The organism is Dactylosporangium sp. CA-139114 (assembly GCF_050955725.1).
Taxonomy (GTDB): domain Bacteria; phylum Actinomycetota; class Actinomycetes; order Mycobacteriales; family Micromonosporaceae; genus Dactylosporangium.
Map to the genome: position 1 here is coordinate 8,272,787 of NZ_CP192080.1, position 13,793 is coordinate 8,286,579.

Consider the following 13,793-nt stretch of genomic DNA (forward strand, 5'->3'; position numbering starts at 1 on the left):
CCGTGCGCGTAGCGCTGTTCGTCACGTGCCTGGTCGACGCGATGTTCCCGCAGGTCGGCAAGGCCACCGTGACGCTGCTGGAGCGGCTCGGGCACGAGGTGGTGTTCCCCGAGGCCCAGACGTGCTGCGGGCAGATGCACGTGAACACCGGCTACCAGCGCCAGGCCGTCAAGCTGGTCGAGCACCACATGCGCACGTTCGAGCCCTACGACGCGATCGTAGCGCCCTCGGGCTCCTGCGTGGGTTCGGTACGTCACCAGCACGCCACGGTCGCCGAGCGCGCCGGCAAGCGCCAGCTCGCGGCCCGGGCCGGCGAGGTCGCCGAGCGCACCTACGAGCTCTCCGAGTTCCTGGTCGACGTGCTCGGCGTGACGGACGTCGGCGCCCGCTACCCGCACCGGGTCACCTACCACCCCACCTGCCACTCGCTGCGCATGCTGCGCGTCGGGGACCGGCCGCTGCGGCTGCTGCGCGAGGTCGAGGGCATCGACCTGGTCGAGCTGCCCGACGCCGAGCAGTGCTGCGGCTTCGGGGGCACCTTCGCGCTCAAGAACGCCGACACCTCGGCCGCGATGCTCGCCGACAAGCTGCGCAACGTGCTGGCGACCTCGGCCGACGCGGTCTGCGCCGGCGACTCGTCCTGCCTGATGCACATCGGCGGCGGCCTGTCCCGGCTGTCGGTGGACACGAAGCCGGTACACCTGGCTGAAATCCTGGCGGCGCAATGACCAGCACATTCCTGGGGATGCCGGCGGTGGCCCCGCGCGGGGTCGGGCAGCTGCGCGGCGACGAGCCCTTCCCCGCGGCGGCGCGCACGGCACTGGGCAACGAGCAGCTGCGGCGCAACCTCGGCCACGCGACCCGCACCATCCGCGCCAAGCGGGCGGCGGTCGTCGCCGAGGTGCCGGACTGGGAGGAGCTGCGCCGGGCCGGCGAGGCGCTGAAGGCCGCGACCATGGCCCGCCTGCCCGAGCTGCTCGTCCAGCTCGAGGAGCGGGTGACGGCGCGCGGCGGGCACGTGCACTGGGCCCGCGACGCCAACGAGGCCAACGCCATCGTCGCCGGCCTGGTCCGCCGGGCCGGCGCCGACGAGGTCGTCAAGGTCAAGTCGATGGCGACCCAGGAGATCGGGCTCAACGAGGCCCTCGAGGCGCAGGGCATCGCCGCGTGGGAGACCGACCTGGCCGAGCTCATCGTCCAGCTCGGCCACGACAAGCCCTCGCACATCCTGGTGCCGGCGATCCACCGCAACCGCACCGAGATCCGCGACATCTTCCTGCGCGAGATGGAGGGCGCGCCCGCCGACCTGACCGACGAGCCGCGCCAGCTCGCCATGGCCGCCCGGGCCCACCTGCGGCGCAAGTTCCTGACCGCGCGCGTCGCCGTGTCCGGGGCCAACTTCGCCGTGGCCGAGACCGGGACGCTCGCCGTGGTCGAGTCCGAGGGCAACGGCCGGATGTGCCTGACCCTGCCGCGGACGCTCATCACCGTCATGGGCATCGAGAAGCTCGTGCCCACGTGGACCGATCTCGAGGTGTTCCTGCAGCTGCTGCCGCGCTCCTCGACCGGGGAGCGGATGAACCCGTACACCTCGCTGTGGACCGGCGTCACCCCCGGCGACGGCCCCCAGGACTTCCATCTGGTGCTGCTGGACAACGGGCGCACCGCGGTGCTCGCCGACGAGGCCGGCCGCTCGGCGCTGCACTGCATCCGCTGCAGCGCCTGCCTCAACGTGTGCCCGGTCTACGAGCGCACGGGCGGTCACGCGTACGGCTCCGTCTACCCCGGCCCGATCGGCGCGGTGCTGAGCCCGCAGCTCACCGGGGTCGAGGACAACGCCTCGCTGCCCTACGCGTCCAGCCTCTGCGGCGCCTGCTTCGACGCCTGCCCGGTGCGTATCGACATCCCGTCGCTGCTCGTGCACCTGCGGGCCCGGCACGTCGAGGAGCACCGCGGACCGTCGGCCGAGGCGGTCTCGATGGCCGCGATGTCGTGGGTGATGGCGCGGCCGGGCCGCTTCCGCGGCGGCGAGCGGCTCCTGCGCCTCGGCCGGCTGCTCGGGCGGAAACGGGACCGGATCGGCGCCCTGCCACCGCCGCTGTCGGCGTGGACGGCGAGCCGCGACCTGCCCCGCCCGCCGGCCCAGACCTTCCGCGAATGGTGGCGCACCCGCAATGGCTGACGACTCGCGCTCCGTGGTGCTGGCCCGCATCCGCGCCGCGCTCGGCTCCTCCCCCGCCGTGCCCGCGGTCCCGCGCGACTACCGCCCGGCCGACCCGTCCCGCCGGGGCGACCTGGACCTGCTGGTCGACCGGCTCGAGGACTACAAGGCGACCGTCGTGGCCACGACCGCCGCCGCGCTCGAGTCCGACCTGGCCGCGGCGCTGGACGGCGTGGGCCCGCTGATCGTGCCGCCGGGCCTGCCGTTCCCGGTGCCCGGCTCCACCGTGGACGACGGCTCGCTCCCGGCCGCGCAGCTCGACGCCTTCGCCGGCGTGGTCACCTGCTGCGCGGCGGCGGTGGCGGAGACGGGGACGATCGCGCTGGACGGCTCGCCGGACCAGGGCCGCCGCGCGATCAGCCTGGTGCCGGACCGGCACTTCTGCGTGGTGCGGGCCGACCAGGTCGTGCAGAGCGTCCCCGACCTGCTGACGCGGCTGACCCCGACCCGCCCGCTGACACTGGTCAGCGGCCCGTCGGCGACGAGCGACATCGAGCTCAACCGCGTCGAGGGCGTCCACGGCCCGCGCACCCTCGTGGTGCTGCTCGTGCGCTGAGCCGGCGCGTCAGCGGGTGCGGGCCGGGCGCGCCGGGCGGCCCAGGTCGTGCAGGAGGGCGTCGAGGGTCTCGTCGTCGGCCCAGCCGTTGACCGCGAGGGTGCCGTCGGCGCCGACGGTGATCTCCAGCCGGTCCGGGGACGCGGCCACGGCGGACGGGGGGATACGGTCGCCGCGGTGGACGTACTCCTGGTTCGTCGAGCCGGCCCACGGGCGGTCACGGTCGACCAGGGCGGCGACGTAGGGGCCGGCGATGAGCAGGTCCGTCGCGTCCAGGAGGGCCGCGACGTCCCCGCGGCCGTCGCGCACCGCCCGGTTCAGCTGGGCCGTCGTGTAGCCCGAGAACGTCAGGACCGAGCGGCCCGCGGCCCGCACGCCCGCGGCGAGCACGGCGAGCGGGGCGGCGTGGTCGAACGGCTCGCCGCCGAGCAGCGTCAGGCCCTCCGTGCCCGCGGCGAGGACCCGGGTCAGGACCTCCGCCGTCGGGGCCGGGGTGCCGCCGCGGAAGGTCCACAGGTGCGGGTTGAAGCAGCCGGCGCAGCGGATGGTGCAGCCCTGCACCCACAGGGCCGTGCGCTCCCCCGGGCCTTCCGCCGTCGTGCGCTCCACGAGCCGGGCCACGGCCACGGTGCCGGCGTCGACGGGCGGGCGGGGCTCAGAAGTCCAGGACACGGCCCGGGCCCTGCTGGTGCGGTGCCCGGGGGCGCGGGGTGCAGGTGAGCCCGGCGCGGACGCGGGCGAACTCGTGCGGGGCCAGGGCCGCGGCCGTCGCGAACTCCTCGACGGTCTGGAAGCCGCCCCGGGCCTCGCGATCCGCCACGATCCGCTCGGCGCGCCCGAGGTCGAGGCCGGCCGCCCGGGCGAGCTGGGCCGCCGTCGCCGCGTTGACGTCCAGGGGCGGCGCGGCGACGGGCGGGGCCGGGAAGACCGGCGCCGGCGCGGGGGCGGGCGGGGCCGAGAAGACCGGGGGTGGGGCCAGCGGCCCGGGCTGTGCCTGGGAGGCCTCGAACCAGGGGCGGTTCGCGGCGCGCCAGCGCAGCCAGGAGCCGTTCAGGATCAGGGCGTGCAGGATGCTCGCGAACCACAGGGCGAAGTAGGCCACGGCGAGCGCGGTGCTCAGCTCGGAGTCCTTGTCCAGGCGGTTGATGGCGACCAGGGCGGACCACGGCAGCAGGAGGTACGCCACCCCGATCCCCCACCAGGCCGGGCGCCGGGCGGTGATGCCGATGTAGAGGAAGCCGGTGCCGCTGAGGCAGCCCAGGCCGAGGACGACGAGCAGGACCCACCAGCTGTTGCGCAGGCGCCAGCCGAGGCTCGCGGGGCTAGCGGCCATCGTGCTGCTCCTGCCTGGTCGTCTGCACCGCCGCCTCGCGGGTGTACTCGCTGTGCACCGTCTGCGCCATCAGGAGGTCCTCGAGCACGGCGATGTAGTCCAGGCACGTGGAGCCGCTCATGCCCAGCGTCTCGGCGGCGACCGTGCCGTCCTCGGCCACCGTCACGACGATCCGCTTCATCCGGCCCGCTCCACGGCGAAGACCAGGCGCACGGCCCGGTCGGGAGTCACCGAGCGCGACTCCAGGCGCAGGCCCGCGGCCGGGGCGCGACGGGTCAGGCGCTCGAGCACCGCGGCCTGGACCTGCCGGCCGTAGGCCGCGTCGACCGCCCGCACGATGTCCACCGCCCGCGGCTCGTCGACGTCGCCGGTGAAGTGCGCGGACCAGACCTGCCGCTCGTCGCGGACGAAGCGGGCCCGCACGCCCGCCCAGTCCGCGACGAGCCCGTCCCCGTCGGGCGTCACCGCCGCCCGGGTGTCCCGCAGGGCGGCCGCGAGCAGGCCCGCGTCGCGCATCCGGGTCTGCACCTCGCACACGGTCGCGTCCGTGCCCTTCGTGAGCCCGGCGTGGGCCGCGGCGGCGGCGATCGCCAGCGGCAGGAGGATCAGCGAAACGCTCATCGTCATACCTCGATCGTGCGTCCGTGCGTGCCCAGCACGGGCATGGGTGCGGTCGGCGGCTCCTCGCCGGCGTCCCAGTCCTCGGCGGCCGTCGCCGCCACGGCGCGGGTGCGGGCCCATTCCCGGATCGCGTCGAGCTTCTCGGACTGGGTGACGCTCAGCGGTACCGTGGCCGCCGTCGCCCGCAGCAGGTCGTCCCGGTGCAGGGGGCGCCGCTCGGAGAACGCGTCGAAGAGCGCCGCGACGACCGCCTGCTCGATCTCGGCGCCGGAGTAGCCGGTCGACAGCGTGCACAGCTCGCGCAGCAGGGCGTCGTCGACGTGCAGCGCACCCTGGACCGCGGGCCGGTTCAGCCGCCGGCGCAGGTGCACGGCCCAGATGGAGGCGCGCTCCGCCCGGCTGGGCAGGTCCACGAAGAAGATCTCGTCGAAGCGGCCCTTGCGCAGCAGCTCCGGCGGGAGGCGCTCGATGTCGTTGGCGGTCGCGATGACGAACACCGAGCCCGTCTTCTCCTGCATCCAGGTCAGGAACGTGCCGAAGACCCGGTTGGTCGTACCGCCGTCGTTGGACGCGCTCGCCGCGAAGCCCTTCTCGATCTCGTCGACCCACAGCACGCACGGGGCGCTCGCCTCGGCGGTGCGCAGCGCGGCCCGCATGTTCTGCTCGCTGGAGCCGATCAGGCCGGAGAAGACGCGGCCGATGTCCAGCCGCAGCAGCGGCAGCCCCCAGGCGGCGGCGACGGCCTTGGCGGTCAGCGACTTGCCGCACCCGGGGACGCCGGTGATGAGCACGCCCTTCGGGGCCGGCAGCCCGTATTCGGCGGCGGCCGCCAGCCAGGTGTTGTCCCGCTTGGCCAGCCAGCGCTTGAGGTTCTCCAGCCCGCCGACCTGGTCGAGGCGCACCCCGGCCTCGACGTATTCGAGCACCCCGGCCTTGCGTACCGCCTGCCGCTTCTCCTCGTGCACCACGTCGAGGTCGTGCAGGTCGAGCACGCCGTCGTTGACCATCGCGCGGGCGAACGCGTTCTCGGCCTCGTTGAGCGTGAGCCCGGTCGCGGCCTTGGCGAAGCGTTCGCGGCCGACGGGGTCGAGCTCGATGCGGATCCGCCCGCCGGCGGCGTTGCCCGCGATCATCGCCTCCAGCACGCCGCGGATCTCGGCCTCGGTCGGCAGCGGGAAGTCGACGATCGTGATGTCCTTCTCCAGATCCGCCGGGATCCGCAAGACCGGCGCGACGATGACGAGCGTCCGGGGCACCGCGCCGGCCTTGAACGCCGCGGCGATGTCCCGCAGCCGGCGCACCACGCTCGGCAGCACCGGCACGTCCCCGCCCAGGGAGTTGTGCAGGTCGCGGAACACGAACAGGCCGGGCTGCTGGATGCGCAGCACGGCGTCGAGGGCGTTGTCGGGCTCGGTGGTGTACTGCGTGGCGACCCCGTCCGGCTGCAGCAGCCCGCTCGTCGCCGACCAGGTCCACACCGGCCGCGGGGTGCGCACGAGCGCGGCGTCACCGGCGACGGTGGCGAGCTCGGTGAGCACGCGGTGCTCCTCGTACGACTCGACGTACAGGACCGGGAACCTGGCCTTCAACAGCTGCGCCAGGTCGTGGCGGAAACCGGTCACTGGGCTGCCCTCTCCTTGGTTCGTCAGGTCGCTCGTCTGGTCGTCGGTCGTCGGGCCGCTTGTCGGGCCGTTCGTCAGGTCGTTTGTCGTGCCGTTTGTCGGGTCGTTCGTCAGGTCGTTCGTCAGGTCGTTCGTCAGGTCGTTCGTCAGGTCGTTCGTCAGGTCGCAAACGACCCTAACCGCGGCAGGGAGATCAGAAGAGTCCGCTGGTTGCCGCCAGACCTGTCAGAAACGCGCCACCGGCCAGCACGGTCATCACCCACGCCTGCCGCCGCAGACTGCGCCGGAACCCGGCCCGCTCCGCCGGCAGCGCGAACACCCGGGCCGGCCAATGCCGCCAGCTGACGTTCGCGAAGACGACGGCGGTGAGGACGTACACCGGCAGCAGGTACATCAGGCGGGCCGGCACCGCGGTGACCATCAGCCCGGCGATCAGCGGCACGACCTTCCACCGGTTCCCGTGCGCCATGACCAGCAGAAAATCCTCGTAGTCGTCGTCCCGCCCGGCGAAGAACCGCTCGGCCTTGGGCTGCACCACGAGCAGGCTGTAGCCCATCGCCCCCGCCCACGCGGCGGCCAGTGCGAGGTGCACGGTCGTGAAGAGCGCGATCACGCCCCTAATTCTGCGGCGCGGCACCGATTTTTCGGCGCGCCACCTACTCCGCGACGCGATACGCCCACCGCCACGGCCCACACGGCGTCGTCCCGGCCGCACGCTCGCGGACCACCCACGCGGCCGCGCCACGCACTCCACAGCGCGATACGCCCAGCGCCACGGCCCACGCCCACCGCCACAGCTCGCGCGGCACCGTCCCGGCTCCTACTCCGCGACGCGACACGCCCACCGCCACAGCTCGCGCGGCATCGTCCCGGCTCCTACTCCGCGACGCGACACGCCCACCGCCACGGCCCACGCGGCACCGTCCCGGCTCCTATTTCGCGACGCGATACGCCCAGTGCCACGGCTCACGCGGCGTCGTCTCGGCGAACCCGAAGCGCCCCGCGTTCTGCCGCATCCACGCCTGGGCCTTGTCGTCGAGGTCGAGATCGACGGCCATGCCCCAGCCGTGATCGCTGGTCCCCGGCTTGGCGGCGAGCCCGCCCTGCGAGTAGAGCCCCTTGCGCTTGGCGAGGTCGACCTGCTCGGCGAAGGGCCGGTACGAGTCGGTGATGCCGATGTGCACCCCCTGCTGACGAGCCGCGCGCATGAGCATGTCGAGGCTCGTCGCGGCCGGCCCCCAGAGCCGATGCCCGGTGCCGCCGACCTGCTGCAGAGCATTCTCGGGAATCTTGCCGTTGCCGTACTTCGCCAGCTCGACCGGCACCCCCTCCGGCGTACGCGCGGTGCGCATCGTCGCGTCCAGGGTCTGCTGAAACGACTCGGCCCCGGCCGCGGCGGGCGTGGTCTGCGGGCGGAAGGCGGCAATCTGGGAGCGGATCTCCGCCATGCGGGTCGCGATCCCCGCTACTCCTGTGACCTCCACATCGCAACCATCGGCCACCCGAACCGCAACCTTTACGGGTTTGGCTCCGGCAAGTCGGCCCCTGCGCACCGGTGGCCCGCCCAGCTCGCGCCTCCCCCACGGCGAGCACGACCGGCGCGCGTTCCTCGACGCCGGCGGCCGGGCTCGGCTCAGCATGGAGACCCGCGGACGGTGACGTCCCAACCGCTCCCTGATCATCCTCCGCGGCCGGCCCAGCGGAATAGCGCCCCGGCGACGGAATGGCACGGTCGCGGCCCGCAGGATTGCTGGATTCGGGAAACGCGGCGCCGGTTTCGCCGGAGGGCCGGTGCAATTGTTCAGACACACCAGCAGGTGCCACCACGCGGTGTTCGACGGTTCCGGCTGGACCGGAAGGGGCCTGCACCGGGATTTTCTCTGGGGTGTTCTCCGCGGGACCATGGATGCGGCGCAGCTTCTCCGCATGCCGCCTCACCATCCCCCATTCACGCCTCCGCCGCGCTTCCCGACGAAACTCATCCTTCCCCGGCCACCAATTTTTAGCCTTCGTCCGATCCCGCATAGCAGCCAATTCCCGCGAACTGAACAACTGCAACTGCCCGATACCACAATTATCCCAGAACACCACCGAATCCTCGACCCCAGCCACATCCCAGCACAAATAGCGAACATATTGAAGCCGGGACCACCGAATGACGACCCGCACAAACCCGGCACATTCGAGCCAACCAAGAGGAATGCCCGGCGACCAACGACGCCGACGGACCACGCTTACTCGTTTTTACAGCCGCCGACAACCCGCACCGTCGCCCGAACGCCGCGCCTTCCACCCGACGCGCGCACGGCAGCGACCCCCGACGCGAAGGGGTCCCCGCACGGCTCGGAGGCCGCCGTACCTTCCACCCGACGCGCGCACGGCAACGACCCCCCACGCGCAGGGACCCACGCACGGCTCGGAGGCCGCCGCGCCTTCCACCCGACGCCCGCACGGCAACGACCCGGCCCGTCAAGCGGTCCTCGACGCCGGCGAGCGACAGTGCCCTCCACCGGCCGCCGAGCGTCGAAGCCAAAGACCGCCCTCTCGCGACGACCGAGACGCACCCTCCGACGTTCGGCCGCCGAGCGCCGAAGCCGCAGACCGGCCCTACCGCGACGACCAAGACGCGCCCTCCGACGTTGAGATCGGATTTATCACCCGTCAGGGTATAAATCCGTTATGTCGTGGCGCGCCAGCGCCCGACATAACGAGATCAACCCGCGTCAGGCGAGACGAGCCGAGCCCAGCAAGTGGCCATCGTGGTCCGCGACCTGGATGGCGTCCACGTTCGCCAGCTGGATCGAGCTCGCCCCCGTCACCCGCGCCTGCGCCGTCTGAGTCCGGCCCCAGCACGCCGCCTGCTCCGACTGCCCGCCGCGGCCGAGCACCTGCATCGTGAAGGGGCCCTCGCCCGGCAGCCCCGCGAGTTCCAGGGACACCGACACGCCCCACTGCCGCGGGCTCAGCGTCGCCCGGCCCGACAGCCCGCTGCCCGCCGCGGCCTCGAACTCCACGATGGTGCCCGGGTTCGCCGAGGCGCTCGGCGACGCGCCGGCCCGCGGTGGCGGGGACGAGGACTCCGGGCGGTTCACGGCCAGCAGACCGACGAGCACCGCCAGCACGAGGCAGGCGGCGGCGAGGGCCACCACGGGCAGGCGCCGCGGCCGGGCCCGGCGCAGGAGGGCGTCGAGGCCGGCGCGGGAGGGCGGCTCGAGCGGTGCGCCGGGGCCGCTCGGAAGGCGTTGCAGCAGCTCCGGTACGGCGGCCAGGCGCCCCACCTCGGTGCGGCACTCGGCGCACGTGCTCAGGTGGGCGTCGACGGTGTCCTGGTCGGCGTCGTCGAGGCCGCCCAGGACGTAGGCCCCGAGCAGTCGGCGCACCGCGTCGTGGCCGGCGGTCACCGTAACACCCCCATCTCCTCGAACACCGCCCGAAGCGCCCGGACCGCGTAGTAGGCGCGCGACTTGACGGTACCCTCCGGTACCGAGAGGCGTTTCGCTGTGTCGGCGACCGTCCGGCCGTCGTAGTACACCGACCGGATCACCTCGCGGTGCTCGACGGAGAGGCGGTCGAGGGCGGCGGTGATCAGCCACCCCTCGACGAGCTCGTCGACGTTGTCGGGGTCGGCGACGGCCGCCACCGCGTCGGGGTCGGAGACGAGCCTGGGCCGGCGCTGCTCGGCGCGCCAGTTGTTGCTGACCACGTTGCGCGCGATGGTGAGCAGGTAGGCCCGCGTGGTGTCCCGGCTGACGTCGATGCGCTCGATGTGCTTCCAGGCCCGCAGGAGGGTGTCCTGCACGAGGTCCTCGGCGCGGTGGCGGTCCCGCTCGTACCGCGAGACGAAGGCGAGCAGCACACCGTAGTGCTCGGTGTACAGCGCGGTCATGAGCTCTTCGTCGCGCGTCACGCGCAGCCCCTCTCGACGGCCTCCCTGTCGACCTCTACCCCATCAGACAGTTCAGGGTTCAACCAACTCGGGAACTTTTCCGCGCTCGTCGAGCGGCTAGGGTTCGGGCGTGAATCCGTACTTCGTCTGGGAGCCTCACGACGGCGGCTCGTCGTGGCGGCCGTTCACGCAGCTGCTGTCCCCGGACGTGGCGGCCTCGCGGGTGGCGGCGTCGCGGGCGGCGCTCGCGGGGATGCTCGGGCTGGAGGTCGACGCGCTGCCGGAGCGGGTGGTCGCGTCGGTGTTGCTGCTGGGGTACGCGTCGAGGCTCGTCTCGCCGCCCCTCGCCCAGGTGCTCGACTCGGGTTCGATCCCGGCCGTGACGCCGGAGGGTCTCTGGTGGCGGGAGGTGCCGGGCGGGCCGCTGCCCATGGCGGTCTCGGGTGCGGGGTCCCGGCCGGCGGGCGAGTTCTTCGACGTGGTCGTGCTCGGGCTGGTCGAGCCGCTCGTGTCCGTGTTCGGGGAGCGGTTCCGGCTCTCGCCGCGGGTGCTCTGGGGCAACGTGGCCTCGGCGCTCGGCGGGGCCGCGGGGCAGCTCTCCGCCGACGCCTGGCCGATCGTCGCCGGGCTGCTGGAGCGGGCGCCGCTGCGGGGCATGGCCGAGGTGCGGGGCGGCCGGCTGCAGCGGCGCAACTGCTGCCTCTACTACCGCGTCCCCGGAGGCGGCACCTGCGGGGACTGCGTGCTCAACCTGCGCTAGCGGCAGGGGAAGCCGGAAGGCGGGAGAGCGCTAGTGGCAGGGGAAGCCGAGGAAGTGCCGGCCGTCGTGGACGAACTCGTGCACGTGGCTGTCGCTGCCGAAGATCGACACGGCGCCCTGGTCGATGCCGATGAAGTAGTACAGCAGCAGGGCGAGCAGCGCGGTGCCGCCGAGCCAGACCAGCGAGCGGGAGATGGGCAGGACCAGCGGGGTGGTCGCCGCCTGGGACGACTCGGCTCCGGACATCGTGCTCATAAAAGGACACTAAGGCGGGCCGGTCCTTACGTCAATCGGACCGGCCCGGCCTCACTCACACATGCACGCCCGGCGGGATGACGCCGAAGACAAGGGCGGTCGAGCCCGACCCTTTGTAGTTGATGAACCCGCCGGCGAGCACCGAGGCGCCGGTGGTCGGGAACTGGGCCAGGTTCGCGAGGATCTCGAGGCTGATCCGGTGGCGCCGGTACACCAGCAGCGAGGCGAGGTACTCGGGGTCGGTGCCGAGGTCGGGGCCGAACGTGTCGATGCCGGTGCCCCCGTTGCGCCCGATGCGGCCGGTGTCGATGAACCACTGGATCGTCTCGGGCGCGAAGCCGGGCTGGTGCAGCACGCCGTCGCGGTCGAGGTTCGGGAAGGCCGGGGTGCCCCATTTGTACTCCCAGCCGGTCCACATGATGATCATGGATTCGGCGGGAATGCGGCCGTGCCGCTTCTCCCACTGCTTGACGTCGTCGATCGTCAATGCGTAGTCGGCGTTTCGGGCGCATTTGTCGCGCACGTCGATCTTCACCGCGGGCAGGAACAGATCGTTCGGGTCGAGGTCGTCGGCGAGGGGCTCGCCGGCGTTGAAGTGGCCCGGGGCGCCCCAGTGGGTGCCGGTCGCCTCACCCTCGCGGACGTACTGCAGGTAGTACCCCTCGTTCTCGATCGTCGCGATCGTCTCGAGCGTGAACGCGGGGTCACCGGGGTAGATGTTGGTCTTGGCCGGGTCGTTGACGTGGGACAGGCTGATGAGCCGGGTCTTGCCCGGGCGTAAGGCGTCGGTGTCGGCGGCGTCCGCGGTGCCGGCGAGCCCGGCGGCGCCCGCGACGGCCCCTCCGGCCGCGGCGGCGAGCAGGTGTCGTCTTTGCATAGGCGTCAATCTACGTGGTGCGGTCCTGCCCACCGCGGAGGCCGGGATTTCTGACGGGAGCAACGGTCGTGCGCACAACGGACCGGAGTCATGGGTTTTCGGGTCTTTCGCCCCGGTCTCCCGCGAGCCCCGTGACTTACGATCGAGGCGCTTCGGGTGATCTTTCGCCCGATTCCGGGAACCGGTCGCCCGCCCCGTGCGACTAAGGAGACGAACGCAACCGCACATCGCAGGAGGTTGGCCGCGTGTCGAAACGGCAGCGTGACTCGCGCGAGTATGCGCGGCGCATGCGCATGATCCAGGAGCGGGCCACCGCCCGGCGCGGCCGGATGCGGATCGCGTACTCCGCGATCGGGGCCGTGCTGCTGGTCTTCGTGGTGATGGGGCTGGTCAAGCTCGGCACCGCGGGCGGCGGCGCGCAGGCGCCGAGCGCCCTGCCCACCGGCGCCTCGGCCGAGGCGGTCATCAGCGGGGTGACCTCGGTGCCGGCCGCGACCCTCGACACCGTGGCCGCGGGCGAGAAGCCGGCCCTGCCGACCGCGCTGACGGGGCAGCCCGCGCTCACCGACGGCGGCAAGCCGCTGGTGCTCTACGTCGGCGCCGAGTACTGCCCGTTCTGCGCGGCCCAGCGCTGGCCCGTGGTCATCGCGCTGTCGCGGTTCGGCACGTTCAGCGGGCTGACGCTCACGACGTCCGCGGCCGACGACGCCTACCCCAACACGCCGACGCTGTCGTTCCACGGCGCCAAGTACACGAGTCAGTATCTGGCGTTCCAGGGCGTCGAGACGACCACGAACAAGCGCGTCGGCGGGCAGTACGCGCCGCTGGACCAGCTCACCCCCGCGCAGCAGCAGGTGCTCGCCAAGTACAACGCGCCGCCCTACGTGCCCCAGGACTCGGCCGGGGCGATCCCGTTCATGGACTTCGCGAACAAGGCCATCCAGGCGGGCGCCTCCTACAGCCCGCAGCTGCTCGCGAACCACACGCACCAGCAGGTGCTCGACGCGATCAAGGACCCGAACAGCCAGCTCGGCCGGGCGATCGACGGCAGCGCCAACGCCATGACCGCCCTGCTGTGCAAGATCACCGGGAACCAGCCCGCGGACGTGTGCTCCAGCGCGGCCGTGCGCGCCTACCAGGGGGAGTTCGCGAATGTCGGCCAGTGAGATCGAGCTCGACCGCAGCCGGGTCCAGCCGTGGGTGCCGCTCGCGTCGCTGGTGCTGGCGGTCGCCGGCCTCGGGATCTCGGTGTACCTCACGGTCGAGCACTTCACCGCGTCCACCACGCTCGCCTGCCCGGACACCGGCGCGCTGAACTGCCTGAAGGTCACCACGTCCGAGCAGTCGGCGGTGTTCGGGATCCCCGTGGCCGTGCTCGGCCTCGTCTACTTCGCCGCGATGCTCGCGCTCTCGGCGGGCCCGCTGTGGCGCTCGTCGATGCCCGCGATCCGGACGGGCCGGCTGGCGCTCGCCACGATCGGCGTGCTCTTCGTGTTCTACCTGGTGTTCGCGGAGCTGTTCACGCTGCACGCGATCTGCCTGTGGTGCACCGGGGTGCACGTGCTCGCGGTGGCGCTGTTCGCGGTGACGGCCATCGGGACCGCCTACGCCGACCCGTCGGATCTGTAGGAACTTTCGGGGGACGTGCGCCGACTAACCGCG

17 protein-coding genes are annotated in these 13,793 nt (G+C 72.7%); 6 read left to right on the plus strand and 11 right to left on the minus strand.

Going from position 1 to position 13,793, the window contains the following annotated elements; all coding sequences use genetic code 11:
• The first annotated feature begins 2 nt into the window (after positions 1 to 2).
• Genes ACQP2P_RS36945 through ACQP2P_RS36955 form a run of 3 tightly spaced genes read left to right on the plus strand, consistent with a single transcriptional unit; the run spans position 3 to position 2,777 of the window.
• Complete coding sequence (locus tag ACQP2P_RS36945) at positions 3 to 728, plus strand: (Fe-S)-binding protein (RefSeq protein WP_433619416.1); 726 nt, start codon at positions 3 to 5, stop codon at positions 726 to 728.
• Entirely contained in the window at positions 725 to 2,182 is a 1,458-nt protein-coding gene (locus ACQP2P_RS36950; RefSeq protein WP_433608959.1) for a LutB/LldF family L-lactate oxidation iron-sulfur protein, read from the plus strand. Before ACQP2P_RS36945 ends, ACQP2P_RS36950 begins: the two co-directional genes overlap by 4 nt.
• Positions 2,175 to 2,777 carry a LutC/YkgG family protein gene (locus ACQP2P_RS36955; protein WP_433608961.1) on the plus strand — a complete coding sequence of 201 codons (603 nt, stop codon included), beginning with the start codon at positions 2,175 to 2,177 and terminating at the stop codon, positions 2,775 to 2,777. The genes ACQP2P_RS36950 and ACQP2P_RS36955 overlap by 8 nt, the downstream gene beginning before the upstream one ends.
• Positions 2,778 to 2,786: 9 nt before the next feature.
• Here ACQP2P_RS36955 and ACQP2P_RS36960 read toward each other — a convergent pair whose 3' ends face one another.
• The 9 genes from ACQP2P_RS36960 to ACQP2P_RS37000 form a co-directional block, all read right to left on the minus strand.
• The gene (locus ACQP2P_RS36960) at positions 2,787 to 3,449 is read right to left on the minus strand and encodes a 4Fe-4S single cluster domain-containing protein (RefSeq protein ID WP_433608963.1); all 663 of its coding nucleotides are present in this window, start codon (positions 3,447 to 3,449) and stop codon (positions 2,787 to 2,789) included.
• A complete protein-coding gene (locus tag ACQP2P_RS36965; RefSeq protein WP_433608965.1) occupies positions 3,433 to 4,110 on the minus strand; it encodes a helix-hairpin-helix domain-containing protein in 678 nt (225 codons plus the stop codon). The genes ACQP2P_RS36960 and ACQP2P_RS36965 overlap by 17 nt, the downstream gene beginning before the upstream one ends.
• On the minus strand, positions 4,100 to 4,291 hold the full coding sequence (locus tag ACQP2P_RS36970; RefSeq protein WP_433608967.1) for a DUF2997 domain-containing protein: 192 nt from the start codon (positions 4,289 to 4,291) through the stop codon (positions 4,100 to 4,102). Before ACQP2P_RS36970 ends, ACQP2P_RS36965 begins: the two co-directional genes overlap by 11 nt.
• A complete protein-coding gene (locus tag ACQP2P_RS36975; protein ID WP_433608969.1) occupies positions 4,288 to 4,737 on the minus strand; it encodes a hypothetical protein in 450 nt (149 codons plus the stop codon). Before ACQP2P_RS36975 ends, ACQP2P_RS36970 begins: the two co-directional genes overlap by 4 nt.
• On the minus strand, positions 4,734 to 6,353 hold the full coding sequence (locus ACQP2P_RS36980; protein WP_433608971.1) for an AAA family ATPase: 1,620 nt from the start codon (positions 6,351 to 6,353) through the stop codon (positions 4,734 to 4,736). The genes ACQP2P_RS36975 and ACQP2P_RS36980 overlap by 4 nt, the downstream gene beginning before the upstream one ends.
• Before the next feature lie 193 nt (positions 6,354 to 6,546).
• On the minus strand, positions 6,547 to 6,966 hold the full coding sequence (locus tag ACQP2P_RS36985; RefSeq protein WP_433608973.1) for a hypothetical protein: 420 nt from the start codon (positions 6,964 to 6,966) through the stop codon (positions 6,547 to 6,549).
• A gap of 319 nt (positions 6,967 to 7,285) precedes the next feature.
• A complete protein-coding gene (locus tag ACQP2P_RS36990; protein WP_433608975.1) occupies positions 7,286 to 7,837 on the minus strand; it encodes a M15 family metallopeptidase in 552 nt (183 codons plus the stop codon).
• Positions 7,838 to 9,076: 1,239 nt separating this feature from the next.
• Positions 9,077 to 9,754, minus strand: a complete 678-nt coding sequence (locus tag ACQP2P_RS36995; RefSeq protein WP_433608977.1) for a zf-HC2 domain-containing protein — start codon at positions 9,752 to 9,754, stop codon at positions 9,077 to 9,079.
• Positions 9,751 to 10,260 carry a sigma-70 family RNA polymerase sigma factor gene (locus tag ACQP2P_RS37000; RefSeq protein ID WP_433608979.1) on the minus strand — a complete coding sequence of 170 codons (510 nt, stop codon included), beginning with the start codon at positions 10,258 to 10,260 and terminating at the stop codon, positions 9,751 to 9,753. Before ACQP2P_RS37000 ends, ACQP2P_RS36995 begins: the two co-directional genes overlap by 4 nt.
• Positions 10,261 to 10,369: 109 nt before the next feature.
• Between ACQP2P_RS37000 and ACQP2P_RS37005 the strand changes: the two genes are divergently transcribed.
• A complete protein-coding gene (locus ACQP2P_RS37005) occupies positions 10,370 to 10,999 on the plus strand; it encodes a (2Fe-2S)-binding protein (RefSeq protein ID WP_433608981.1) in 630 nt (209 codons plus the stop codon).
• A 30-nt stretch (positions 11,000 to 11,029) separates the two neighbouring features.
• On the opposite strand, the gene ACQP2P_RS37010 is transcribed toward ACQP2P_RS37005, so the two are convergent.
• Positions 11,030 to 11,254, minus strand: coding sequence for a CbtB domain-containing protein (locus ACQP2P_RS37010; RefSeq protein WP_433608983.1), 225 nt, complete (start codon positions 11,252 to 11,254; stop codon positions 11,030 to 11,032).
• A 55-nt stretch (positions 11,255 to 11,309) separates the two neighbouring features.
• Positions 11,310 to 12,131 carry a cyclase family protein gene (locus ACQP2P_RS37015; RefSeq protein ID WP_433608985.1) on the minus strand — a complete coding sequence of 274 codons (822 nt, stop codon included), beginning with the start codon at positions 12,129 to 12,131 and terminating at the stop codon, positions 11,310 to 11,312.
• A 287-nt stretch (positions 12,132 to 12,418) separates the two neighbouring features.
• Here ACQP2P_RS37015 and ACQP2P_RS37020 point away from each other — a divergent pair, with 287 nt between their 5' ends.
• Both ACQP2P_RS37020 and ACQP2P_RS37025 read left to right on the plus strand, forming a co-directional pair.
• Positions 12,419 to 13,297 (plus strand): DUF929 family protein, encoded by an 879-nt coding sequence (locus ACQP2P_RS37020; protein ID WP_433608987.1) that lies wholly within the window; start codon positions 12,419 to 12,421, stop codon positions 13,295 to 13,297.
• Complete coding sequence (locus ACQP2P_RS37025) at positions 13,284 to 13,760, plus strand: vitamin K epoxide reductase family protein (protein WP_433608989.1); 477 nt, start codon at positions 13,284 to 13,286, stop codon at positions 13,758 to 13,760. Before ACQP2P_RS37020 ends, ACQP2P_RS37025 begins: the two co-directional genes overlap by 14 nt.
• Positions 13,761 to 13,793 lie beyond the last annotated feature (33 nt).